This is a genomic window from Streptomyces sp. NBC_00102 (assembly GCF_026343115.1).
GTDB lineage: Bacteria > Actinomycetota > Actinomycetes > Streptomycetales > Streptomycetaceae > Streptomyces.
Genome location: NZ_JAPEMC010000001.1, coordinates 4,235,467 through 4,258,836, shown reverse-complemented (window position 1 = coordinate 4,258,836; position 23,370 = coordinate 4,235,467). Strand labels below are relative to the sequence as shown.

Genomic DNA, 23,370 nt, shown 5'->3' with positions numbered 1-23,370 from the left:
CCACCCTCGTGTGGCCCGTACTTACGCGTCCTCGGCCAGCTCCAGCCAGCGCATCTCCAACTCGTCGCGCTCGGTGACGAGTTCACGCAGTTCCGCGTCGAGCTTCGCCACCTTCCCGAAGTCGGTGGCGTTCTCCGCGATCTGGGCGTGCAGCTTGGTCTCCCGGTCGGAGAGCTTGCCGAGCTGGCGCTCGACCTTCTGCAGCTCCTTCTTCGCCGCGCGCGATTCCTGCGCCGAGAGGGAACTCGCCTGCGGGGAGGACTCCTTGGCCGCGGCGGGAACGGCGGCGGACGGGGTGGCCGTCGCCTCCATCCGCTGCCGGCGCTCGATGTACTCGTCGATGCCGCGCGGCAGCATCCGCAGCGCACGGTCGCCGAGCAGCGCCATCACCTTGTCGGTGGTGCGCTCGATGAAGAACCGGTCGTGGGAGATCACGATCATGGAGCCCGGCCAGCCGTCGAGGAGGTCCTCCAGCTGGGTGAGGGTCTCGATGTCGAGGTCGTTGGTGGGCTCGTCGAGGAAGAGGACGTTCGGCTCGTCCATCAGCAGGCGCAGGATCTGGAGCCGGCGCCGCTCACCACCGGAGAGGTCGCCGACCGGCGTCCACTGCTTCTCCTTGGTGAAGCCGAACTGCTCGCACAGCTGCCCCGCCGTCATCTCGCGGCCCTTGCCGAGGTCCACCCGGTCACGGACCTGCTGCACGGCCTCCAGGACCCGGAGGGTGGGCTTGAGCTCGTGCACCTCCTGGGAGAGGTAGGCGAGCCGGACGGTCTTGCCGACGACGATCTTCCCGCCGGCCGGCTGGACGTCGCCCTGGCTGCGGCACGCCTCGGCGAGCGAGCGCAGCAGCGAGGTCTTGCCCGCGCCGTTCACCCCGACGAGGCCGATGCGGTCGCCCGGGCCGAGCTGCCAGGTGAGGTGTTCGAGCAGCGTCTTGGGGCCGGCCTGGACCGTCACGTCCTCCAGGTCGAAGACGGTCTTGCCGAGGCGTGCGTTGGCGAACTTCATCAGCTCGCTGGTGTCGCGCGGCGGCGGCACGTCGGCGATCAGTTCGTTGGCCGCCTCGATGCGGTAGCGCGGCTTGGAGGTACGGGCGGGGGCGCCGCGACGCAGCCAGGCCAGCTCCTTGCGCATCAGGTTCTGCCGCTTGGACTCCTCGGTCGCGGCGATCCGCTCACGCTCGGCGCGTGCGAAGACGTAGTCGCTGTAGCCGCCCTCGTACTCGTGGACGGTGCCGCGCTGGACGTCCCACATGCGGGTGCAGACCTGGTCGAGGAACCACCGGTCGTGGGTCACGCAGACGAGCGCGGAGCGGCGGGCCCGCAGGTGTCCGGCGAGCCAGGAGATGCCCTCGACGTCGAGGTGGTTGGTGGGCTCGTCGAGGACGATCAGGTCCTGGTCCGCGATGAGCAGCTTGGCGAGCGCGATACGGCGGCGCTCACCACCGGAGAGCGGGGCGATGACGGTGTCCAGGCCGTGCTCGAAGCCCGGCAGCGCGAGGCCGCCGAAGAGCCCGGTCAGCACGTCGCGGATCTTGGCGCTGCCCGCCCACTCGTGATCGGCGAGGTCACCGATGACCTCGTGCCGGATCGTCGCCTTCGGGTCCAGGGAGTCGTGCTGGGTGAGGACACCGAGGCGCAGTCCGCCGTTGTGGGTGACGCGGCCGGTGTCCGCCTCCTCCAGTTTGGCGAGCATCCGGATGAGGGTCGTCTTGCCGTCGCCGTTGCGGCCGACGACACCGATCCGGTCCCCCTCCGAGACTCCGAGAGACACACCGTCGAGCAGCGCACGGGTGCCGTACACCTTGCTGACCTGCTCGACATTGACCAGATTGACGGCCATTTCACTCCTGCCCAGGGGATGGATCGGCTTCCCAGGGTAGTCGCCGCGCGGATGCGGTAGCGTGCGGCGATCTTCCGGGGGCGGCCCCGGACAGGAGCGTCTCAGGGGTGGGAACGTCATGACAGGCAGGACGGCACGGCGCGGGGTCCCGGCGGTACGGGCGGCGGTGGCGGTGACGGCGGCGCTCTGCGCCCTCTCCGGCTGCGGTACGGAGCACGGTGACAAGGCCTCCGCGGCCTCCGTCCCACCTTCCCGGACGGCCGCCGCGACGCAGCCCGCCCCGGCACAGCCGGCGGCCAAGGGCGGCAGCATCGGCGGCGCCGGCTCCGCCTGCGAGCTCCCGGTCACCTTCGACCTGGCCGCCGACTGGAAGCCCGAGGCCGTGGACGTGGCCACCGACTCCGAGCTGGCCGAACTGGCGCGGCAGGGCCCGATGACCATGGCCTGCGAGATCGACGCGAAGCCCGCCGGGAACATCGGCTTCCTGCGGGTCTGGCGGGGCGAGAAGTCCTCCGCCTCCCCGCGCGACCTGCTGAAGGCCTTCGTGGAGGCCGAGACGGGCGCCTCCGGCGTCACCTATACGGACATCGAGGCGGGCAAGACCGCCGGGGCCGAGGCGGTTTACACCGTCACCGTCGAGGCCCTGGACGAGACGAAGCAGGAACGCGCCTTCCTCGTCCCCACCGCGAAGGGCCCGGTCGTCGTCCACCTGGGCGGCCTGGACACCGAGGAGCACGAGCAGATGCTCCCGGCGTACGAACTGGCGAAGTCGAGCCTGCGGACCGGCTGAGTCCGCCGTCCGGCCTTCAACTGGGAACCGTTCAGTTCACGGCGGGTTTCGTCTGCGCGACTCTCGGCATCATCACGCTTTTCAGCTGACGCCGGCCACAGAAGGAAGCACCGCCCGCACCCGCTCGGCGGCGGGTGCGACGGCCTCGGACGGCAGCCCCCTCAGACCACCGTCGCCCCCGCCGCCGGAGACACCGCGACCCGTGCCGTACGGCAGGTGCCGGAGGCGGTCAGGGCGGCGGCGACCCGCTGGGCGGTCTCCGCGTCGGGGACCAGGAACGCGGTGGTCGGGCCGGAGCCGGAGACCAGGGCGGCGAGGGCGCCGGCCTCGGTACCGGCTGCCAGGGTCGCGGCGAGCGAGGGGCGCAGCGAGAGGGCGGCGGCCTGGAGATCGTTGCTCAGGGTCTTGGCCAGGGCGACCGGGTCGCCGGAGGCGAGGGCGTCGAGCAGCGCCGGGGCGGCGGCGGGCTCGGGGACGTCCGTACCGGCGGTGAGCCGGTCGAACTCGCCGAACACGACCGGCGTGGAGAGCCCGCCGTCGGCGACGGCGAAGACCCAGTGGAAGGTGCCACCGGTGGCGACGGGGGTGAGCAGTTCGCCGCGCCCGGTACCGAGGGCCGCGCCGCCGATCAGGCTGAACGGGACGTCGCTGCCGAGCTCGGCGCAGATCTCCAGGAGCTCTTCGCGGGAGGCGCCGGTGGACCAGAGCGCGTCGCAGGCGAGGAGGGCGGCGGCACCGTCGGCGCTGCCTCCGGCCATGCCGCCGGCGACGGGGATGTCCTTGGCGATGTGGAGGTGGACGGCCGGCTCGATGCCGTACCGCTCCGCGAGCGCGAGCGCGGCGCGGGCGGCGAGGTTGCTGCGGTCCAGGGGCACCTGGGCGGCGTCCGGGCCGGAGCAGGTGATCGTCAGCTCGTCGGCGGGGGCCGCGGTGACCTCGTCGTACAGGCCGACCGCGAGGAAGACGTTGGCCAGGTCGTGGAAGCCGTCGGGGCGGGCGGCGCCCACGGCGAGCTGGACGTTGACCTTGGCGGGTACCCGGACGGTGACGCTTCCGGTCGTGCTCGGGCTCCCGGTCGCGGTGGCGCTGTGGGTCATGCGGGCAGCTCCGGCTTGTTCTCGGCGATGGCGGCGAACTCCTCCACCGTGAGCGACTCGCCCCGGGCCTGCGGGGAGACCCCGGCGGCGACCAGCGCGGCCTCGGCGGCGGGCGCGGAGCCCGCCCAGCCGGAGAGCGCGGCACGCAGCGTCTTGCGACGCTGGGCGAAGGCGGCGTCGACGACGGCGAAGACCTCGGTGCGGCCGGCGGACGTCTCGACCGGCTTCTCCCGCCGGACCAGGGAGACAAGGCCGGAGTCGACGTTGGGGGCGGGCCAGAAGACCTTGCGGCCGATGGCTCCGGCGCGCTTCACGTCGGCGTACCAGTTGGCCTTCACGGAGGGCACGCCGTAGACCTTGTTGCCGGGCCGGGCGGCGAGCCGGTCGGCGACCTCGGACTGCACCATGACGAGGGTCCGCTCGATGCTCGGGAACCGCTCCAGCATGGTGAGCAGCACGGGCACGGCGACGTTGTACGGGAGGTTGGCGACGAGCGCGGTGGGCGCGGGCCCGGGCAGTTCGGTGACCAGCATCGCGTCGGAGTGGACGAGGGCGAACCGGTCGGCGCGGGAGGGCATCCGGGCGGCGACGGTGGCCGGCAGGGCGGCGGCGAGGACGTCGTCGATCTCCACGGCCACGACCCGGTCGGCCGCCTCCAGCAGCGCCAGGGTCAGCGAACCGAGCCCCGGGCCGACCTCGACGACGACGTCGTCGGGCCGCACCTCGGCGGTGCGCACGATCCTGCGGACCGTGTTGGCGTCGATGACGAAGTTCTGGCCGCGCTGCTTGGTCGGGCGTACGCCCAGCGCCGCCGCCAGTTCGCGGATGTCTGCGGGGCCCAGGAGGGCGTCGGACTCAGTGCTGCTCACCCACTAAGCGTACGGGCGAAGCGAAGTGCGTACGCAATGCACATCACGCCCCCGCTCAGTAGTCGAAGGCCCGCGCGGTGTTGGCGTCGATCGTGGCGGCGAGGGTGTCCTCGTCGATCCCCTTGACCTCGGCCATCGCCCGCAGGGTGACGGGGATGAGGTAGGGGGCGTTGGGGCGGCCCCGGTAGGGGGCGGGGGTGAGGAAGGGGGCGTCGGTCTCGACCAGCACCAGTTCGGCGGGGGCGACGGCGAGGGCGTCGCGCAGCGGCTGGGCGTTCTTGAAGGTGACGTTGCCGGCGAAGGACATGAAGTAGCCGGCCCGTGCGCAGATCCGGGCCATCTCGGCGTCGCCGGAGTAGCAGTGGAAGACCGTGCGGTCCGGGGCGCCTACCTCGGCGAGGACGCGCAGCACGTCGGCGTGGGCCTCGCGGTCGTGGATGACGAGGGCCTTGCCGTGCCGCTTGGCGATCTCGATGTGCGCCCGGAAGGACTCCTCCTGGGCGGCGCGGCCCTCGGGCTCGGTACGGAAGTAGTCGAGGCCGGTCTCGCCGACGCCGCGTACGTGGGCGAGGGCGGCGAGCGCGTCGATCTCCGCGAGCGCCTCGTCCAGCGCCGCCTTGCCGCCCGGTGCGCGGACGCCTTCGCGGGTGCGGCCCTCGGGGTCGCCGTGGACGATGCGCGGGGCCTCGTTGGGGTGGAGGGCGACCGAGGCGTGCACCTGCGGGTGGGCGGCGGCCGTATCGGCGGCCCAGCGTGACCCGGCGAGGTCGCAGCCGACCTGGACGACGGTGGTGACGTTGACGGCGGCGGCCCGGGCGAGGGCCTCTTCCACGGTGCCGTCCTGCATGTCCAGGTGGGTGTGCGAATCGGCGACCGGAACCCGCAGGGGTTCGGGCAGCGGCGGCGCTTCGGTACGGCTCATGCCCTTGATCGTACGAGGAGTGCCGGACGCGGGGGCGCCCGCCCGGGGTCCGGGGACACGGGCGGGCGCTCTTGGCCGGCGACCCTGTCGCCGGCCCGGTCAGTGGCGCTGGAAGGGGTGGAACAGGTCCGACAGGTGCCAGTGGCGGGCGGCTCCGGCGCCCGCCGGTACGGCGACCGCGGCGACCCGCTCGTCGTCGTCCTGTCCGGGGGATATGCCGGTGGTGGTGGAGCCGGCCATGGCGGAGGGCTTCCGCGGGGTGCCCTGCAGCAGCTGCTGCACGAGGGAGACCCGCCCCGACCGCATGATGCGGACCACGTGGCCGCCGCAGTTCGTGCAGGTCGGCGTCGACAGAGGAGAGGGGACCTTCTCACCGTCGGCCTTGTAGACCACGAAGGTGTTTCCGGCCCCGTCGACATGGTGCTCTATTTCGTAGGCCTGCTCCCAGCCGTGTCCGCATCGCATACAGGCGAAGGCATAGGCCTCGTGGACCGTGTTCACCGCGATCTCACTCATACTTGCTCCTCTTGTCCGCAGGACAAGCCGCTCCGAGTGTTTCCACCTCCCAGTGCACACCCGCCGCATGCGAATCGCACCGGCTCAGGACCAGTGTTGATGCGTTCTTGGACTCCTTGGTGAGCCCTTGGTCCACCCATGGTGCGAGGGCGCCCCGACGGAGACCAGCCGTTGGCCGCGCGCGGGCGCGCACCGCCCGTTCACACGGTCGGCGGGCGCGTATCCCGCCTCCCGCACCCCCCGTGCGCCGGGGTGTCCGCACGGGGCGGGCCGGTGGCGGAAAGCCGCTCGGCACGGGGTTCTCCGGGGGCGCACAGGGGGCGCGTTCCCGAACGCCGGAATGAATTGAGCATTCAATTGAATTCCGCACCGACGAGAAACAGCATGTCCGGTTTGCGCGGTTCGCTTATCTGGTTTTCACTCGACCTGTACGCAAGTACGCAACTCCCCGGCTTTTCCACAGAACAGAACGGGAACCCTCATGCACACCGAAATCACCCCCACCACCACGACCGACCTCGACAAGGACCTGGAGGCCGCGCTCAACCCGGGCGAGGTCGAGGGTCTGTACCGCGACTCGCGCGAGTGCGCGTTCCTCGCGCTGATCGCCGGCGGTGGGGCGCTCCTTCTCTCGCCGCCCACCCCGCGGCCGAAGAAGGGCTGACTTCCGGCCCATGAACCAGTCAAGCGCTTCGTCCCGGCTCTCGGACGCGGTGCACGACCTGGCGAACGAGGTGGTCCTCGCTCTTAGGAGCGGGGGCCACCTCGCCACGGTGTGCGGCGCGGCCGGAATCCACGAGGACGACAGAACAGGCATCGCCGCGGTACGGGTCATCGGAGCCGACCTGCTCCTGCCGAGCGTGCTGTACGGACAGAACCCGCACCCCGGCGACGTGGCGGTCTTCCACCGCGCGGTCCAGGAGTTCCCGCCGCGCCCCGACTCCTCCCCCTCCACCGCCTGGAGCCACTGGGCGATGCTCTCCACCCTGCACCGGGTGGCCCCCTCCACCCCCACCGGGTTCCCGCCGGGCGGCACACCCGCCCTGGACGAACCCGGCATCACCGGTCTGGACGAGGCGCCGTGGCAGGCGTTCTCGCACCAGGTCTCCCTCCTCGCGCCGCTCGCCGTCCCGGCAGCGGCGTCTTCCGTTGCGCGGATCGCCCGCGGCCGGGTGACCGACCTGGCGCGCGGGTTCGTCCGCGCGGTGCGCCGCCGCGACTGGCTCCAGGCTTCGGGCACCGGCCGCTGGCTGGCCGCCCTCGGCGGGGAGCCGGCGACCCTCGGCCTCGACCGGGGCCTCGACTTCGTCGAGCTGATGGGCGGCCAGGACCCCCGGGTGGCCCTCAACGTCCGCGCGGCCCGGCTGATGATCGAGGAGCGCGGCAGGTGACCGCGGACCAGGCGACGGCGGCCCGCCCGGGCGCCGGGAGCACGGCGGAGCACCCGGCCGCCACCGCCGCGCTCACCGGCCTCGTACGCGGGGTGCGCGACCGCGCGCTGGCCTGGACCGAGGACCACCTGGCCGGCTTCGTGCTCCCCGAAGACGTGCTGGAACCGCACACCAAGGTCGACCACACCCTCAAGCCGCTCGGCGAGCTGGCCCAGCTGTGCAGCACGGCCCAGCGGGTCACCGCCCCCGGCGACCCCGCCCGCGCCACCGCCGAGCGGCTGGTCGCCTTCGCCTGGGAGCAGACCCGCTCCGGCGATCTCATGCTGGAGCTCCTGCGCTCCGAGCCCTTCGCCGCGTACCCCTTCGAGATCTACGCGGCCTTCGCCGGCCACGGGCTGCGCCACGAGGGGTTCGAGCGGCTCGCCGGGCGGATCGCCGCCACCCGGGGCTGGGCCTTCACCGAGCAGCACGCCAACCGGCAGCTGGGGCTGATCAACTCGGAGCGCCGGGTCGGCGTCGCCCCGCACGCCGACGCCGACGAGGTGCTGCGCCGCACCTGGCTGGGCGGGCTCTCGGAGCCCTGGATGCTGGAGCGCGCCTCCGGCTACTCCCTGACCCACGCGGCGTACCACGTCACCGACTGGGGCATCGCGCCCGAGCGGATGCCCGCCGACCTGGACCTCTATCTGCGGACCTGGCTTCCGCCCTGGGTGGACGGCTGTCTGGAGAGCGACCAGTGGGACCTCACCGCCGAGCTGCTGGCGGTCGGCGCGGGCCTGCCGGGCGTTCCGCCGGTGGAGCTGTTCGCCGCTGCCTGGCCGGTGCTCGCCCGGGTGCAGCACCCGGACGGGTGCCTGCCGGAGACGGGCCCGCAGGTCGAGCCCGCCGCCTCGGAAAGGAGCGACGTCGGGGAGCCGTACCCGTTCCTCGCCTGCTACCACTCCACGCTGGTGACGATCTTCGCCGCCTCGCTCACGGTCGCCCGGCTGGAGGGCCCCCGCACACCCACGACATCCGGAAGGAAACATTCCGCATGAGCGGTATCCAGCAGATCCACGAGGTGGGCGCGAAGGCCCTGAAGTGGCTGCACGCCCACCGGGAGGGCTTCCGGCTGGAGGACGATCCGTCTCCCGAAGCCGGGATGCTGGACCGGTTCAAGCCGCTGGGCGAACTGGCGCTCATCGGCAAGGTGATCTTCCGCGAGGGTGTCGCCGGCTCCCAGCAGGCCTCTCTCGCCCGCTCCCTCCTCGACCACGCCTGGCACGAACTGCTCGACTCCGGCCACCGGCTGCTGGAGGGCCAGCGCCGCGAGTCGCTCTCACCGGTGCCGATGGAGGTGTACGTACCGTTCAAGGAGCTCGGGTACCGGCACCAGGGGCTGGAGGCGGCCGTCCGTCTCAACCACCGGCTGGCCAGTTCGGCCCGACTGGAGGTGCTGCCGGTGCGGCGCCTCGGGCTCTCCACCATCGAGCGCCGCTTCGGGCTGCCGGCGAACCTTCCGGAGGACGAGGCGTTCCGGCGTACCTGGCTGGCCGCGCGCCCGGAGCCGTGGACCGTCGAGGGCCACATCGGCTACGACATCACCCACACCGTCTTCCACCTCACCGACTGGGGCGAGTCCCCCGGCGGACTGCCGCCGGAGACCGCCGAGTACCTCGCGCTCTGGCTGCCGGTCTGGCTGGACGACTGGCTCGACCTCAAGCGCTGGGACCTCCTCGGCGAGCTGCTGGTCGTCGACGCCTGCCTCCCCGAGCCGACGCTCGACGCGGCGGCCTGGCGCGGGTTCGCCGCCGCCCAGGAACCGGACGGGGCGATGCCGGTCTTCGAGGGGATGCCGGAGGGTGACGCGGAGTCGGTCTTCGACCTCGTCTACCACTCGACGCTGGTCGCCGCGTTCGCCTCGGCGCTGGCGGTCTCCCGCTCCCTGTCGGACCTCTCCTCGGCGGCCTCCGCGTGAGTACGGGCCCCGCCGTCGCCCGTACCGCGCCCGTCGGCCCCGGAGCCCCCGACCGGGACGCCGGGGCCGACGGGCTGCTGCTGGCACGGGCGGCCGGGAGGATCGGCCCGGCGCCCGACCTGGTGCTCGCGCTCAGCCGCCACGGGCGGCGCACCCTGCACACCACCGGCACCGCGCCCCCGCCCGAGGACCGGCCGCGCGACCGGCTCCGGTACGAACTCGGCTCGGCGTCCAAGACCTTCACCGGGCTGCTGCTCGCCCGGCTGGTCGCCGCCGGGCGCCTCTCGTACGACGAACCGGCCGCCGAGCTGCTGGCGCCCGGTCTTCCGGTGCACCGGTCCGTCGCGGAGATCACCCTGCGGCACCTGATCACCCACACCTCGGGGCTGCCCGGACTGCCGGCCGGTTTCTACCCGCAGGCGGTACCGCGCTGGACCACCGCCCCGTACGCCGGCTACCCGGCCGACCGGGTCGTCCGGGCCTTCCTGCGGGCCCGCCCGCGCCACGCGCCCGGGACCCGCTGGCACTACTCGAACTTCGCCGTCGCGGTGCTGGCCCACGCTCTCGCCGCCGCGACCGACACCCCCTGGGACGTCCTCGTCCACCGGGAGGTGCTCGCCCCGCTGCACCTGGGCTCCACCTCGCTCGCCCCGGGGCGGGCGGGCGCCGACGCGCGGGGGCATCTGCGCGACGGGACCGCGGTGCCGGTGCTCGACATCGGCGGGTTCGCCGGGGCCGGGGCCGTCCGGTCCACCCCGCACGACCTGCTCACCTTCCTGGAGGCGCACCTCGCGGCGAGCGGTGCGTACGCCGGGACCGGGGCGGCCGGCAACACGCCGTTCGTACCGCCGCCGGACGCCGCTCTGGCCGGCGCGCTGGCCCGGATGCGCCACCCGGTCCTGCGCCGGGGCCCGCGGCACACCCACACCCACACGCTGACGTGGTTCCAGCACGCGTCACCGCACGGCCCGGTCAACTTCCACGCCGGGGCGACCCCCGGGCAGCAGGCGTTCCTCGGCTACTGCCCGGACACCGGGACGGCGCTGGCCGCCGTCTGCACCCGGCGGGTGTCGCTCAAGGACCCGTTCGTGGCGACGGCCCACGGGCTGCTGACGGATTAGGGCGTGTCCGGCGGCAGCCCGTGGGCCGTCGCGGGCTGCTCAGGCGCCCGGGGTACGGGCGGCGTTCTTCGCGGCGACCACCGCGTCGAACACCTCGCGCTTGGGCAGCCCGGCGTCCGCGGCGACGGCGGCGATGGCCTCCTTGCGGCGCTCCCCCGCCTCCTCGCGGACCTGGACCCGGCGCACCAGCTCGGCCGCGTCCAGCTCCTCGGCGCCCTTGTCGCCCGCGCCTTCCACGACCACGGTGATCTCGCCGCGTACGCCCTCGGCCGCCCACACCGCCAGCTCGCCGAGCGGGCCGCGCTTCACCTCTTCGTACGTCTTCGTCAGCTCGCGGCAGACGGCGGCCCTGCGGTCCGCGCCGAAGACCTCGGCCATCGCGGCGAGCGTGTCGTCCAGGCGGTGCGGGGCCTCGAAGAAGACCATGGTGCGGCGTTCGTCGCCGACCTCGCGCAGGCGGCCGAGGCGCTCGCCCGCCTTGCGGGGCAGGAAGCCCTCGAAGCAGAACCGGTCCACCGGCAGACCGGACAGCGCCAGCGCGGTGAGCACCGCCGAGGGGCCGGGCACCGCGGTGACCTTGATGTCCTTCTCGACGGCCGCGGCGACCAGGCGGTAGCCGGGGTCGGAGACGGACGGCATCCCCGCGTCGGTCACCAGCAGCACCCGCGCGCCGCCGGTCAGCGCCTCGACCAGCTCCGGGGTGCGGGCGGACTCGTTCCCCTCGAAGTACGAGACGACCCGTCCCGTGGTGTGGATGCCGAGCGCCTGGGTGAGGCGCTTCAGCCGGCGGGTGTCCTCGGCCGCCACGACGTCGGCCGTCTCCAGCTCGGTGGCGAGACGCGGCGGGGCGTCCGCCACGTCACCGATGGGGGTTCCCGCGAGAACCAGCGTTCCGGTCGTCGGCTTTCCAGGCGTTCCAGGCGTTTCAGTCACAGGAACCATCCTCCCAGCCCCGGCGGCCCCCCTCGCACAGATGCTTTCCCTACGATGGCGCGGTGACGAGTACTGCGCCCGACGCCCGGCAGGGCCACGACGCCGGGGACGAGCTCCCCGGCGAGCAGCCTTCTCCCTGGGAGCGGCGGCTGCACCGCTTCGGCCACGTGCCCCGGAAGGAGTTCGGGCTGCGCGACCGCCTGATCCCTCCCTACAACCGGCCGAGCCCCCGCACCTGGGCGGTCCTCGGTGTGCCACCGGCTCTCGCGGAGCGGCTGCGGCACTGGTCCGGGTGGGGCGGCCCGCTGCTGGTGACCCTGGTCGCCGGGGTGCTGCGCTTCTGGCGGCTGGGACAGCCCGACGCGGTGATATTCGACGAGACGTACTACGCGAAGGACGCCTGGGCCCTGATCAACCAGGGGTACGAAGGCGCCTGGCCCAAGGACGTCGACAAGCTCATCCTGAACGATCCGTCCCTGGTGAAGGTCCCCGTCGACCCGGGATACGTGGTGCACCCGCCGGTCGGTAAGTGGGTCATCGGGCTCGGCGAGCAGATGTTCGGCCTCACGCCGTTCGGCTGGCGGTTCATGGTGGCCCTGCTCGGCACCCTCTCGGTGCTGCTGCTCTGCCGCATCGGGCGCCGGATGTTCCGCTCGACGTTCCTCGGCTGCCTGGCCGGCCTGCTGCTCGCGGTGGACGGGCTGCACTTCGTGATGAGCCGCACCGCGCTGCTCGACCTGGTGCTGATGTTCTTCGTCGTCGCGGCCTTCGGCTGCCTGGTCAACGACCGCGACTGGGCCCGCCGCAAACTCGCCGAAGCCCTCCCGGTGGACGAGGAGGGGGTGCTCCGCCCGGACACCCTGGTCGCGGAGACCCTCCGACTCGGCTGGCGGCCCTGGCGGCTCGCGGCCGGGCTGATGCTGGGCCTCGCCTTCGGCACCAAGTGGAACGGCCTCTACATCCTGGCCGCGTTCGCCGTCATGTCGGTCCTCTGGGACGTGGGCGCCCGCCGCACCGCCGGCGCGATCCACCCGTACCGGGCGGTCCTCCGCCGCGACCTGGTGCCCGCCTTCGTCTCCACCGTCCCGGTCGCCCTCGCCACGTACCTCGTCTCCTGGACGGGTTGGCTGATCACCGACAAGGGGTACGACCGCCACTGGGCGGACACGGCGGAGGGCCGCAGCGGCGGCTGGACCTGGCTGCCGGACTGGCTTCGCAGCCTCTGGCACTACGAGCGGCAGGTCTACGACTTCCACGTGGGCCTGACCTCCGGCCACACGTACCAGTCGAACCCCTGGAGCTGGATCGTCCTCGGCCGCCCCGTCTCGTACTTCTACGAGGAACCCACCTGCGCCGACTCGGCGACCGGCAAGTGCGCCCGCGAGGTCCTGGCGCTCGGTACCCCGCTGCTCTGGTGGGCGGCCTGCTTCGCCCTCGTCTACGTGCTCTGGCGCTGGCTCTTCCGCCGCGACTGGCGCGCCGGCGCCATCGCCTGCGGGGTCGCGGCGGGCTGGGTGCCCTGGTTCTTCTACCAGGAGCGCACGATCTTCTTCTTCTACGCGGTCGTCTTCGTGCCGTTCCTCTGTCTCGCCGTGACGATGATGATCGGCGCGATGATCGGCCCGGCGGCCGGCACCGGCACCCGCGCGGAGCTGGGCCTGACCACCTCCGACCCCACCGGGGAACGCCGCCGCGCGATCGGCGCGGTGGCGGCGGGGCTGCTGGTGCTGCTGATCATCTGGAATTTCATCTATTTCTGGCCGCTCTACACCGGGACCCCGATCCCGGAGGACGCGTGGCGGAACCGGATGTGGCTGGACACGTGGGTGTAGCCGCGGAAACGCGACAGGAGGGCCCGGCACCGTGGACGACGGTGCCGGGCCCTCCTGCGTAGGTCGACCCGGACCTCGCGGCCCTGGAGGGGCCGGACGAGATCGCCGGCCGCGTCCGTCAGCGGGAACAGGTCGCAGCCGTGCTCCCAGCCCTGGAGACCGGCGACGGCGACGAAGGCCGACCACCGGCCCCTCCCCCCGCCTTCTCCGCCCTGCGCCCGGCCCGCCCCGCGCACCGACGAGAACCGGCCAACGCCGGGGAGAGCGCTCCCCAAGGCATCGTCCCGTTCCGATAACAACCTTCTCGCCACGCACACATGTCCCGTACAGTCACCCGTGCAAGCAGATTCTTGAACACGTTCAAGAGGAACTACGGGGGAGGAACCGCAACCATGCGAAGCGGAGCCAAAGTCGCCATCGTCGGCGGGGTGTTCGTGCTGGTGGCCGGGGGGCTGAGTTACGGCGCGTACAACGTGCTGTCCGGGGACGGGAGCGGCGGCATCGGCTCGACCAGCGCGCCCGCCACGGTGAAGACCGGGCCGCCGGACGCCAAGGAGATCGCCGCGACGTCGAAGGCGTTCTTCGCCGCCTGGTCCACCGGGAACGGTCCGGGCGCCGCGCAGTTGACGAACAACCCGGTGGAGGCGGAGCCCGTACTGACCGGGTACTCCGCCGAGGCGCACATCGAGCACGTGGTCATCACCCCGGGGCCGGCGGTCGGGGCGAAGGTCCCGTACACGGTGAAGGGGACCGTCTCGTTCGAGGGGCAGAGCAAGCCGCTCTCGTACTCCTCCGAGTTGACCGTGGTGCGCGGGCAGACCACCCACAAGCCGCTCGTCGACTGGCAGCCGACCGTCGTCCACCCGAAGTTGGCCAAGGGAACGACACTCGTCACCGGAGAGTCGTCCTCACCGGAGATCGAGGCGGTGGACCGCAACGGCGTGGTGCTCAGCCCGGACACGTACCCGTCGCTCGGACCGGTCATCGCCACGCTCCGCAAGAAGTACGGGGAGAAGGCGGGCGGTACCCCCGGCATCGAAACGTGGATCAAGGGCGCGGACGAGGCCACCCCCGACATCACCCTGCTCACCCTCGCCAAGGGCAAGCCCGGCAAGGTCCAGACGACCATCGACGCGAACGTCCAGGCGGCGGCGGAGAAGGCCGTGAAGCAGTTCAGCGGGGCGTCCGTCGTCGCGGTCAGGCCGTCCACCGGAGCCATCCGGGCCATCGCCAACAACCCCGCGACCGAGTTCAACGTGGCGCTGGAGGGTGCACAGGCGCCCGGATCGACGATGAAGATCGTGACCGCCGCGATGCTGCTGGAGCGCGGCGTGGCCACGGCGAACGGGGCCGTCGAGTGCCCCGTGGAAGCGACGTGGCGAAGTCGCACCTTCCACAACCTGAACAACTTCTCGCTCCCGGACGGCAGCACCTTCACCCAGACCTTCGCGAACTCCTGCAACACCGGCTTCATCAAGCTCATCGACGAGGTGCATGACGACTCGGCGCTGGCGAAGGAGGCGAAGGAGGTCTTCGGGATCGGGCTGGACTGGAAGACCGGGGTCACCACCCGGGACGGCAGCGTGCCCGAGGAGGTCGGCGGTGAGGCCGCCGCCCAGTACATCGGTCAGGGCACGATCCAGATGAACGTCCTCAACATGGCGTCCATCACGGCCACCGCCCACACCGGGACGTTCATCCAGCCGGTCATCGTGCCGCTGGACCTGGACGGCCGGATGCCCGCCAAGGCGTCACGCTCGCTGCCCACTTCCGTCGTCCAGCAGCTCAACACCATGATGCGGGCCACCGCTTCATGGGGCACGGCCGCAAAGGCCATGGGCTCGATCGACGGCGACAAGGGCGCCAAGACGGGTTCGGCGGAGGTGGACGGGCAGGGAACCTCCAACAGCTGGTTCACCGGCTTCAGAAACGACCTCGCCGCGGCCGGAGTGGTCCAGTCCGGCGGTCACGGCGGCGACGCGGCCGGGCCGGTCGTGGCGGCGGTGCTGGGCGCGGGGTGAACCCGCGCGGTACCGATGGCCCGACGACGGTGCGCCGGCCCATGGACCGGCACACCGCCACGTGCGGGGCAGCCTCGATGCAGCCGAACGGACGTTCCCGGTGCGCCAAAACGGTGCTGCGCCGCGCCCGTTCGCGCGAGTAGCCTGCGGATCATGAGCACCTCCGCCACCGGCCCCGACGCCGGATCCCAGCCGACCACCTCCGCCGCGCACCCCGAGGCACGCTCCGAAGCACACTCCGAGGCGCACCCCCGATTCGCCTCCGCACTCGCGGAGTTGGGTCTCCGGGTCGAGGTACGCCGCTTCCCCGACGCCACGCGCACGGCCGCCGAGGCCGCCGCCGCGATCGGCTGCGAGCTGGCAGAGATCACCAAGTCGCTGGTCTTCGTGGCCGATGGCGTCCCGGTTGTCGTCCTGATGGACGGCGCCTCCCGGGTGGACGTGGAGCGGGTGCGCGAGGTACTGGGCGCGGGGAAGGTGAAGCGCGCGAACGCCGACGTGGTGCGCGAGGCGACCGGGTACGCGATCGGGGGCGTACCGCCCTTCGGGCACGTGACGAGGACCCGGGTGCTGGCCGATCGGGGGCTGCTGGATCACGGCGTCGTGTGGGCCGCGGCCGGAACCCCGCACACGGTGTTCCCGCTCGACCCGAAGAGTCTGATCGCCCACGCGGGCGGCACGGTGGTGGACGTGCGCGAGCGGACCTCGTGACCCCGCTGGTCGCCTGTGCGGTGCTGCTGGCGGCGTTCACCCACGCCGGGTGGAACGCCCTCGCCCACGCCCTCAAGGACCAGCTCCTCTCCTTCACGCTGATCTCCGGTGGCGGGCTGCTGATCTGCGCGGGCGCCGCGCCGTTCCTGCCCTTCCCGGACGCCGGAGCGTGGCCGTACCTGGGTGTCTCGGCGCTGCTGCACATCGCCTACATGCTGCTGCTGATGCGGTCGTTCACGCTGGGCGACTTCGGTCAGATGTATCCGATCGCCCGGGGTACGGCACCGCTCGTGGTGACGCTCCTGGCCGCCGTCTTCGTGGGCGAGCGGCCGGGTGCCTGGGCCACGGCCGGGGTGGCGGTGGCCTCGGCGGGGCTGGTCGGGCTCGCGCTGTGGGGCATCCGGGGCTCCGGCCGCCGCCCGGACTGGCCGGCCCTGGTGGCGGCGCTCGGGACGGGCCTCGCCATCGCCGGGTACACCACGGTGGACGGGGTGGGGGTGCGCGCCTCCGGCAGTTCTCTGGGGTACATCGCCTGGCTGATGATCGCGCAGGGCCTCGCCGTCCCGTCGTACGCCCTCTTTCTGCGACGCGGCCACCTGGGCCGCCAGTTGCGCCCGTTGGCACTGCGTGGACTGGGCGGGGCGGCGCTCTCGGTGACCGCCTACGGGCTGGTGCTGTGGGCCCAGACCCGCGCGCCGCTCGCCCCCGTCGCGGCGCTGCGGGAGTCCTCGATCATCGTGGGCGCGGCGCTGGGTGCCCTGCTCTTCAAGGAGCGGTTCGGCGCCCCGCGGATCGCGGCGGCCGGGCTGATGGTGGTCGGCATCGGGCTGATGCTGCACACGGGTTGAGCGCCCGTGCGCCCGTGCGCCTGTTCGCGTCCCGTCGGACCGCCGGCTCGTAGCCCGCGCGCCCGTTCACTCCCCCGCCATCGCCCGCCTGAAGCCCGTGTTGACGGCGAGGAGCCCGCCGTCCACCCGCAGGGTGGTGCCGGTGATCCAGGACGCGTCGCGGGAGGCGAGGAAGGCGACGGCGGCGGCGATGTCGTCCGGTTCACCGACACGGCCGAGCGGGTAGAGGGCGGCGGCCCGGTCGAGTTCGGCCTCGCGGCCCGCCCAGGCGTCGGTGCGCAGGGTGCCGGGGGCGATGAGGTTGACGCGCACCCCGCGCGGTCCGGCGTGCCCGGCGAGGGTACGGGTCAGGCTGGCCAGGCCCGCCTTCGCGGCGCTGTAGGCGTGGCCGCCGAAGTCCTGTTCGCCGTTGACGGAGCCGATGTTGACGATGGCGCCCCGGCCGGAGGCGGCGAGGTGCGGGAGGGCGGCGCGGGAGCAGCGGAAGGCGCCGCCGAGGCAGATGTCCAGGTCGCGCTGCCAGATCTCGTCGCTCTCGTCCTCGAAGAGCTCGGCGTCCGTGCCCGCCGCGTAGGCGTTGTTCACCAGGACGTCGAGCCGCCCGAAGGCCGCGACCGCGTGCGCCACCGCCGCTTCGACGGCCGCCCGGTCGCCGACGTCGCAGGCGAGGGAGTCGGCGGCCCACCCCTCGTCCCGTATCCGCGCGGCGGTCGCCCCGGCCCGGGCGGGGTCCAGGTCGGTGACGAGCACCGACGCCCCCTCACGGGCGAGCCGGCGGGCGGTGGCGGCACCGACGCCCTGCCCCGCACCGGTGATGAGGACGCCGTGACCGTCGAAGCGCGCGAGCGCGTGGGGTGTCATGGGGGCGACCGTACTGCGGGGGACGGGGCACGGTCACGGGTGCTGCACCGAACCGAGCCCACCGGCGGCGGAGTTGGGCGAGACTCGGGCGGTGCGCACTCGGGGCACACGGGACGGAGGCGTCATGGCGGGCTGGTACCGGGGCGACTGCCACGTGCATTCGGTGTACTCGGACGGGGAGCTGACCCCGGCGGAGCTGGCGACCGCCGCGCGGGCGGCGGGGCTCGACTTCGTCGCTACCACCGACCACAACACCGCTTCCGCGCACGCCGATTGGGCCGAGCAGGCAGGTGACGGTCTGCTCGTGATCCTGGGCGAGGAGGTGACGACGGCGACCGGCCACTGGCTCGCGCTCGGCATCGGGCCGGGGGAGGTCGTCAGCTGGGAGTACGGGGTTCTGGACGGGCGGATCGGCCCCCGCCTGGACCAGGTGCACCGGACCGGCGGGATCTGCGTGGCCGCGCATCCGCATGCGCCGTACCCGTCCGGGACGTTCGCGTACGCGTACGAGGGCTTCGACGCGGTCGAGGTGTGGAACGGCCTCTGGACGTCGGCCCTCCCCTGGAACGCGGACAACGAAGCGGCGCTGGCCGAGTGGGGGCGGGGCCTGGCGGCCGACGTCCACCGGGGCCGGTGGCGGCCCGCCGTGGGGAACAGCGACGCGCATCTGGCGGGCCAGCTCGGCGTGCCGCACACCGTAGTACTCGCGGAGGGGCTGAGCACCCCCGCCGTGCTCGCCGCCCTGCGTGCCGGGCGGAGCTGGATCGCCGGATCGGCCTCCGTGGACGTGTCGTTCACCGCCACGGCCGGTGCGGAGACGGCGGAGGTGGGCGGGTGCCTCGACACCCGTGGGCGGGAGGTCGTCGTACGAGCACGGGTACGGGGTGTCCCGTACGGGACCGTCTCCTTCCACACCGAACGAGGAGCGGTCCACCACGCCGAGCTTTCGCCGGAGGGCCTCGGCGAAGTCGAATGGGGCACCACCGCAACCGGGTCGGGGTTCGTCCGCGCCGAAGTACGCGATCTGCGCGGGCACATGGCGGCACTCACCAACCCGGTCGTCCTGAGCTGAGCTGCCGCGCGGCCGGGCAGGGCCGCCTCAGAGCGCCGAGCGCACCGCCCGGATCAGGGCCTGGGCCCGTGGGTCGGCGGTGACTCCCTTCTGGAGGCCGTTGGTGACGTAGCCGAGGGCGATACGGGACTCGGGGTCGGCGAAACCGAGGGAGCCGCCGCGGCCGGGGTGGCCGAAGGAGCCGGGGCCGAGCAGAGGGGCGGCGGGGCCGTGGAGCATGTAGCCGAGTCCGAAACGGGTGTTGACGACGAGGACGCGGTCGGGGCCGTTGGACTCCTCGGTGCGGGCCAGGGTGAGGGTGGCCGGAGCGAAGAGGCGGTGGCCGTCGACGTCGCCGATCATCGCGGCGTAGCAGCGGGCGAGGGCGCGGGCGGTGGCGATGCCGTTGGAAGCGGGGAGTTCGGCGGTCCGGTAGGCGGGGTCGTTCTCGTCCGGGCCCGGGTCGATCGCGCCGAAGGCCCGGCGGGTCAGCGAGTGCGGGTCGGCGTACGCCTCGGTGACGGAGCGCTTGGGGCGCATCCGCAGGACACCCGGGTCTCCGGTTGCGGGGGGTTCCACGGGGCCGATGCGGCCGATGCGGTGGGCCTCGTCGGCGGGCAGTCCGAACCAGAAGTCGAGGCCGAGGGGGCGGCCGATCTCCTCGGCGATCCAGCGGCCGATGGTCCGGCCGGTGGCCCGGAGGACGAGTTCGCCGATGAGCCAGCTGTAGGTCTGGGCGTGGTAGCCGTGGTCGGTGCCGGGCTCCCACTGGGGGCGCTGGGCGGCGACGGCGGCCGGGCCGGTGTGGCCGTCGGCGGCCTCGGCGGGGGTGAGCGGGCGGTCCAGGGCGGGGACGCCGGCGCGGTGGGCGAGGAGGTCGCGTACGAGGACGCGTTCCTTGCCGTTCGCCTTGAACTCGGGCCAGTAGGTGCCGACCGGGGCGTCCAGGTCGACCTGTCCGCGCTGGTGCAGCATCAGGGGGACGGCGGCGGCGATGCCCTTGCCCGCCGAGCGGACGATCTGGACGGTGTCGACCGCCCAGGGCTCGGTGCCGTCCACGTCTCTCGTACCGGCCCAGAGGTCCACGACCTTGCGCCCGTCGCGGTAGACGGCGACGGCCGCGCCGCGCTCACCGCGCTGTTCGAAGTTCCGCACGAAGGCGTCCCGGACCGTCTCGAATCCGGGGGCCACCGTGCCCCGTACGTCCACGCCTGCTTCCGCGCTCCCGCTCATGCCCCCATCCTGCATTGCGGCGCAGGTCCGGCGGGGCCGGGGTCACCTGCTGTTAACGGTCACGGAACCGGGATCGAAGCCGAAGGGCAGCTCCAGCCGGTGCGCGCGCATGAGTTCCTCGTCGAGGAGGAGGTCCTGCGTGCGGTTGTCGGCGGCGATGACTCCGTCGCTGAGGATGACGGCGCGGGGGCAGAGCTCCAGGGCGTACGGAAGGTCGTGGGTGACCATCAGCACGGTGACGTCCAGGGAGCGCAGGATGTCGGCGAGTTCGCGGCGGGAGGCCGGGTCCAGGTTGGAGGACGGCTCGTCGAGGACGAGGATCTCCGGCTCCATGGCGAGGACGGTGGCGACGGCCACCCGGCGGCGCTGCCCGAAGGAGAGGTGGTGCGGCGGGCGGTCGGCGTACTCGGCCATGCCGACTTGGCGGAGGGCCGCGGTGACCCGGGCCTCCAGCTCGGGGCCGCGCAGCCCGGAGGCGGCGGGGCCGAAGGCGACGTCCTCACGGACGGTGGGCATGAACAGCTGGTCGTCGGGGTCCTGGAAGACGATGCCGACGCGGCGGCGGATCTCGGCGAGGTTCCGCTTCCCGACCGGGAGCCCGGCCACGCTGACGGTTCCGGCGCCCGCGTCGAGGATGCCGTTGAGGTGGAGGACGAGGGTGGTCTTGCCGGCGCCGTTGGGGCCGAGCAGGGCGACGCGTTCGCCCCGGGCGACGGTCAGGTTCACCCCGAAGAGCGCCTGGTGCCCGTCCGGGTAGGCGTAGGCGAGGCCGCTGACCTCCAGGGACGGCGGGACGGGGGCGGCGGACGGACCGGCGGGGGTCGGGGTGTTCATGGTGCTCATCCCAGCAGTGTCGCGGAAGGGGAGGTACGGGGGGGGGCCCGTGGGCGGGCGGGGGCGGGTCCGGTGGTCAGAGGACCCAGCCGAGGGCGCAGACGACCAGGGCGGGCAGCGGAAGGGCCGCCGCGTACGCCCACTGGGCGCGGGAGGCGGTCACCTCGTCGATGACCGGCATGGTGCCCGTGTACCCCCGGCTGACCATCGCCAGGTGGACCCGCTCGCCGCGTTCGTAGGAGCGGATGAAGAGGGCCCCGGCGGACTTGGCGAGGACACCCCACTGGCGTACCCCGCGCGCCTCGAACCCCCGGGAACGGCGGGCGACGGACATCCGGCGCATCTCGTCGGTGATGACGTCCCCGTACCGGATCATGAAGGACGCGATCTGGACGAGGAGGGGCGGCAGCCTGAGCCGCTGGAGGCCGAGCAGCAGCGCGCGGAGTTCGGTGGTGGAGGCGAGGATCACCGAGGCGGCGACGCCGAGGGTGCCCTTGGCGAGGACGTTCCAGGCGCCCCAGAGGCCGGCCACGCTCAGGTGCAGACCGAGGAACTCGGTCCGCTCACCCGGTACGAAGAACGGCATGAGCAGCGCGAACGCCACGAACGGCACCTCGATGACGAGGCGCTTCAGCAGGTACCCGGCCGGCATCCGGGCCGCCGCCGCGACGGCCGCGAGAAGCACGGCGTACAGCGCGAACGCCCACACCGCCTCGCGCGGGGTGGAGACCACGACGAGGACGAAGCAGAAGACGGCGGCGAGTTTGCAGTGCGGGGGGAGCCGGTGGACGGGCGAGTGCCCGTGCCGGTAGAGACGGTGCGCGTGGCCGGCGCCCATGGAGGCGCCTCAGACCTTCTCGGCGAGCGGGGCGGCTGCCCCTGCGGCGGTCACGTCGGCGCCGTCGTCCCGGCGGCGGCGGATCACCCAGAACACCGTGCCGCCCACGACGACGGTGACACCGACGCCGATGACCCCGGCGAGGCCGCCGGAGAGGCGGGCGTCGTCCACGTCCTTGACGCCGTAGTCGGCGAGCGGGGAGTCGGCGGAGGCGTGCTCCTCGACGTTCCGGTCGATGCCCTTGTCGGTGGCGACCTTCTCCAGTCCGTCGGGGCTGGAGGAGGCGTAGTACGAGACGACACCGGCCAGCACGAGCGCGGTGAGCAGGCCGCCGGCCAGCAGACCGCGCGTGGAGCGGGTCGCGACGCCGACGGCAGGCTTCGCGGCGGGGGCCGCGTCGATCAGCTGCCCGTCCACGCGGAGCTTGAGCGGCGCGGCGAAGCCCTTGGCACCGTGCACCAGGTCGGGGCGGACCGCGATGACGGCGCCGACCGTGGCGGCGGTGATGACCGCCTCACCGATGCCGATGAGGACGTGGATCCCGACCATCGCCTTGAAGACCTCGCCGATGGGGATGTCGGTGGTGCCGCCGATCCAGTACATGAGCGTGAAGGCGACGGCGGCGGCGGGCACGGAGACCAGCGCGGCGACGAAGGAGGCGACCGTGACGGTGGACCGGCGGCGCGGCAGGGCCCGCATCAGCAGACGGAACACCACGTAACCGACGACGGTGGTGACGACGCCCATGTCCGTGATGTTGACGCCGAGGGCGGTGAGGCCGCCGTCCGCGAACAGGATGCCCTGCATCAGCAGCACCACGGTGACGCAGAGGACCCCGGTGTAGGGCCCGACGAGTATCGCGGCCAGCGCCCCGCCGAGGAGATGCCCGCTGGTGCCGGCGGCGACCGGGAAGTTCAGCATCTGCACGGCGAAGATGAAGGCGGCCATCAGCCCGGCGAGCGGGGCGGTGCGTTCACCCAGTTCGCGGCGGGCACCGCGCAGGCTGACCGCGACGGCGCCCGCGGCGACGACACCGGTGGCCACGGAGACAGGTGCGTTGATGAAACCGTCGGGTACATGCATGGGTGGGCTCCGCTTCTGCGGGGTCGGCGGGATGTGGACGTCCGACCTGGGCGCGGGCAGCGGTGTGCGCCCGGCAGCGACCAGAACCCACCCATCATAGGGTGCTCTTGCAAACCATGCGCAAGAGCGCATCCCCTACATTTACGGACCGCGCACGCGCCGTGAAATATGGGACATTAGATTGCAAAGTGTTAATAACAGGAGGAGTCGGCCGATGTCTCCCGTGATCGAAGAACACACCCGGGCCCGTCTCATCACCGACGGCCCGCTCACGCGCCCGGTCCCGGTCGACCTGCGCTACGACGCCGACGTCGACCCCGGCACCGTCCACCTCGTCTTCGACGGCGGCGCCGACTGGGCGCTCGGCCGCGAACTCCTGGAGGACGGCATGAACGCCCCGGTCGAGAGCGGCGAGGTACGCCTCTGGCCCGCCGGGCGGGCGCAGTTGATGCTGGAGCTGCACTCGGCCGGCGGAGGCGGGGTCGAGGTATTCCAGATCGAGAACGCGGCGCTCCAGCGCTTCCTGGACCGCACCCGCGCGAAGACCGCCCCGCCCGCCGCCGCCGGGCGCTGAGCCCCCGTACCCGTACGCACTACGGGTACGGGTACGGGTACGAGTA

General features: G+C 72.9%; 23 protein-coding genes and 1 pseudogene. 12 read left to right on the top strand and 12 right to left on the bottom strand.

The annotated features are described in order from the left end of the window. Positions 1 to 21: 21 nt before the first annotated feature. Positions 22 to 1,842: an ABC-F family ATP-binding cassette domain-containing protein gene (locus OHA55_RS19130; protein ID WP_266707918.1), complete on the bottom strand. Its 1,821-nt coding sequence runs from the start codon at positions 1,840 to 1,842 to the stop codon at positions 22 to 24. A gap of 118 nt (positions 1,843 to 1,960) precedes the next feature. Here OHA55_RS19130 and OHA55_RS19125 point away from each other — a divergent pair, with 118 nt between their 5' ends. Beyond that, positions 1,961 to 2,632, top strand: coding sequence for a lipoprotein (locus tag OHA55_RS19125; RefSeq protein ID WP_266707916.1), 672 nt, complete (start codon positions 1,961 to 1,963; stop codon positions 2,630 to 2,632). Between the two features lie 161 nt (positions 2,633 to 2,793). Here the strand turns inward: OHA55_RS19125 and OHA55_RS19120 are convergent, their stop codons facing one another. The 4 genes from OHA55_RS19120 to OHA55_RS19105 form a co-directional block, all read right to left on the bottom strand. Next, on the bottom strand, positions 2,794 to 3,729 hold the full coding sequence (locus OHA55_RS19120) for a 4-(cytidine 5'-diphospho)-2-C-methyl-D-erythritol kinase (protein ID WP_266707914.1): 936 nt from the start codon (positions 3,727 to 3,729) through the stop codon (positions 2,794 to 2,796). Then, entirely contained in the window at positions 3,726 to 4,598 is an 873-nt protein-coding gene (gene rsmA, locus OHA55_RS19115; RefSeq protein WP_266707912.1) for a 16S rRNA (adenine(1518)-N(6)/adenine(1519)-N(6))-dimethyltransferase RsmA, read from the bottom strand. Before rsmA ends, OHA55_RS19120 begins: the two co-directional genes overlap by 4 nt. Before the next feature lie 55 nt (positions 4,599 to 4,653). Beyond that, positions 4,654 to 5,520 carry a TatD family hydrolase gene (locus OHA55_RS19110; protein ID WP_266707910.1) on the bottom strand — a complete coding sequence of 289 codons (867 nt, stop codon included), beginning with the start codon at positions 5,518 to 5,520 and terminating at the stop codon, positions 4,654 to 4,656. A gap of 99 nt (positions 5,521 to 5,619) precedes the next feature. Then, positions 5,620 to 6,036, bottom strand: a complete 417-nt coding sequence (locus OHA55_RS19105; RefSeq protein ID WP_266707908.1) for a hypothetical protein — start codon at positions 6,034 to 6,036, stop codon at positions 5,620 to 5,622. 481 nt (positions 6,037 to 6,517) lie between these two features. On the opposite strand from OHA55_RS19105, the gene OHA55_RS19100 reads away from it, so the two are divergent. The 5 genes from OHA55_RS19100 to OHA55_RS19080 all read left to right on the top strand — a co-directional run bounded on the left by OHA55_RS19100 (position 6,518) and on the right by OHA55_RS19080 (position 10,505). Beyond that, entirely contained in the window at positions 6,518 to 6,700 is a 183-nt protein-coding gene (locus OHA55_RS19100; protein ID WP_266707906.1) for a hypothetical protein, read from the top strand. Positions 6,701 to 6,710: 10 nt separating this feature from the next. Further along, positions 6,711 to 7,427 carry a hypothetical protein gene (locus OHA55_RS19095; RefSeq protein WP_266707904.1) on the top strand — a complete coding sequence of 239 codons (717 nt, stop codon included), beginning with the start codon at positions 6,711 to 6,713 and terminating at the stop codon, positions 7,425 to 7,427. Further along, a complete protein-coding gene (locus tag OHA55_RS19090) occupies positions 7,424 to 8,464 on the top strand; it encodes a hypothetical protein (RefSeq protein ID WP_266707902.1) in 1,041 nt (346 codons plus the stop codon). Before OHA55_RS19095 ends, OHA55_RS19090 begins: the two co-directional genes overlap by 4 nt. Further along, positions 8,461 to 9,384, top strand: coding sequence for a hypothetical protein (locus OHA55_RS19085; protein WP_266707900.1), 924 nt, complete (start codon positions 8,461 to 8,463; stop codon positions 9,382 to 9,384). Before OHA55_RS19090 ends, OHA55_RS19085 begins: the two co-directional genes overlap by 4 nt. Positions 9,385 to 9,458: 74 nt before the next feature. After that, positions 9,459 to 10,505 carry a serine hydrolase gene (locus OHA55_RS19080; protein ID WP_266710807.1) on the top strand — a complete coding sequence of 349 codons (1,047 nt, stop codon included), beginning with the start codon at positions 9,459 to 9,461 and terminating at the stop codon, positions 10,503 to 10,505. 39 nt (positions 10,506 to 10,544) lie between these two features. Here OHA55_RS19080 and rsmI read toward each other — a convergent pair whose 3' ends face one another. Next, positions 10,545 to 11,438, bottom strand: a complete 894-nt coding sequence (rsmI, locus tag OHA55_RS19075) for a 16S rRNA (cytidine(1402)-2'-O)-methyltransferase (protein WP_266707898.1) — start codon at positions 11,436 to 11,438, stop codon at positions 10,545 to 10,547. A gap of 62 nt (positions 11,439 to 11,500) precedes the next feature. Here rsmI and OHA55_RS19070 point away from each other — a divergent pair, with 62 nt between their 5' ends. Continuing rightward, positions 11,501 to 13,270, top strand: coding sequence for a dolichyl-phosphate-mannose--protein mannosyltransferase (locus OHA55_RS19070; RefSeq protein ID WP_266707896.1), 1,770 nt, complete (start codon positions 11,501 to 11,503; stop codon positions 13,268 to 13,270). 62 nt (positions 13,271 to 13,332) lie between these two features. Here OHA55_RS19070 and OHA55_RS19065 read toward each other — a convergent pair. Then, a pseudogene (locus OHA55_RS19065) lies at positions 13,333 to 13,449 on the bottom strand (4-hydroxy-2-oxovalerate aldolase); the annotation flags it as partial. Between the two features lie 213 nt (positions 13,450 to 13,662). On the opposite strand from OHA55_RS19065, the gene OHA55_RS19060 reads away from it, so the two are divergent. The 3 genes from OHA55_RS19060 (at position 13,663) to OHA55_RS19050 (ending at position 16,850) form a co-directional block, all read left to right on the top strand. Beyond that, positions 13,663 to 15,291: a penicillin-binding transpeptidase domain-containing protein gene (locus tag OHA55_RS19060; RefSeq protein ID WP_266707894.1), complete on the top strand. Its 1,629-nt coding sequence runs from the start codon at positions 13,663 to 13,665 to the stop codon at positions 15,289 to 15,291. A 153-nt stretch (positions 15,292 to 15,444) separates the two neighbouring features. Further along, complete coding sequence (locus OHA55_RS19055) at positions 15,445 to 16,002, top strand: YbaK/EbsC family protein (protein ID WP_266707892.1); 558 nt, start codon at positions 15,445 to 15,447, stop codon at positions 16,000 to 16,002. Further along, complete coding sequence (locus OHA55_RS19050; protein WP_266707890.1) at positions 15,999 to 16,850, top strand: EamA family transporter; 852 nt, start codon at positions 15,999 to 16,001, stop codon at positions 16,848 to 16,850. The genes OHA55_RS19055 and OHA55_RS19050 overlap by 4 nt, the downstream gene beginning before the upstream one ends. 66 nt (positions 16,851 to 16,916) lie before the next feature. Here OHA55_RS19050 and OHA55_RS19045 read toward each other — a convergent pair whose 3' ends face one another. After that, positions 16,917 to 17,711, bottom strand: a complete 795-nt coding sequence (locus tag OHA55_RS19045; RefSeq protein WP_266707888.1) for an SDR family NAD(P)-dependent oxidoreductase — start codon at positions 17,709 to 17,711, stop codon at positions 16,917 to 16,919. 124 nt (positions 17,712 to 17,835) lie between these two features. Between OHA55_RS19045 and OHA55_RS19040 the strand changes: the two genes are divergently transcribed. Continuing rightward, on the top strand, positions 17,836 to 18,783 hold the full coding sequence (locus OHA55_RS19040; RefSeq protein ID WP_266707886.1) for a CehA/McbA family metallohydrolase: 948 nt from the start codon (positions 17,836 to 17,838) through the stop codon (positions 18,781 to 18,783). A gap of 27 nt (positions 18,784 to 18,810) precedes the next feature. Here the strand turns inward: OHA55_RS19040 and OHA55_RS19035 are convergent, their stop codons facing one another. From OHA55_RS19035 to OHA55_RS19020, 4 genes are all read right to left on the bottom strand, one after another. Next, on the bottom strand, positions 18,811 to 19,971 hold the full coding sequence (locus OHA55_RS19035) for a serine hydrolase (RefSeq protein WP_266710805.1): 1,161 nt from the start codon (positions 19,969 to 19,971) through the stop codon (positions 18,811 to 18,813). Positions 19,972 to 20,037: 66 nt separating this feature from the next. Continuing rightward, on the bottom strand, positions 20,038 to 20,838 hold the full coding sequence (locus OHA55_RS19030) for an energy-coupling factor ABC transporter ATP-binding protein (RefSeq protein ID WP_266707884.1): 801 nt from the start codon (positions 20,836 to 20,838) through the stop codon (positions 20,038 to 20,040). Between the two features lie 67 nt (positions 20,839 to 20,905). Next, entirely contained in the window at positions 20,906 to 21,667 is a 762-nt protein-coding gene (gene cbiQ, locus OHA55_RS19025; RefSeq protein ID WP_266707882.1) for a cobalt ECF transporter T component CbiQ, read from the bottom strand. Positions 21,668 to 21,676: 9 nt separating this feature from the next. Continuing rightward, positions 21,677 to 22,750: an energy-coupling factor ABC transporter permease gene (locus tag OHA55_RS19020; RefSeq protein ID WP_266707880.1), complete on the bottom strand. Its 1,074-nt coding sequence runs from the start codon at positions 22,748 to 22,750 to the stop codon at positions 21,677 to 21,679. Between the two features lie 214 nt (positions 22,751 to 22,964). Between OHA55_RS19020 and OHA55_RS19015 the strand changes: the two genes are divergently transcribed. Continuing rightward, on the top strand, positions 22,965 to 23,324 hold the full coding sequence (locus OHA55_RS19015) for an SsgA family sporulation/cell division regulator (protein ID WP_323180428.1): 360 nt from the start codon (positions 22,965 to 22,967) through the stop codon (positions 23,322 to 23,324). Positions 23,325 to 23,370: the final 46 nt, after the last annotated feature.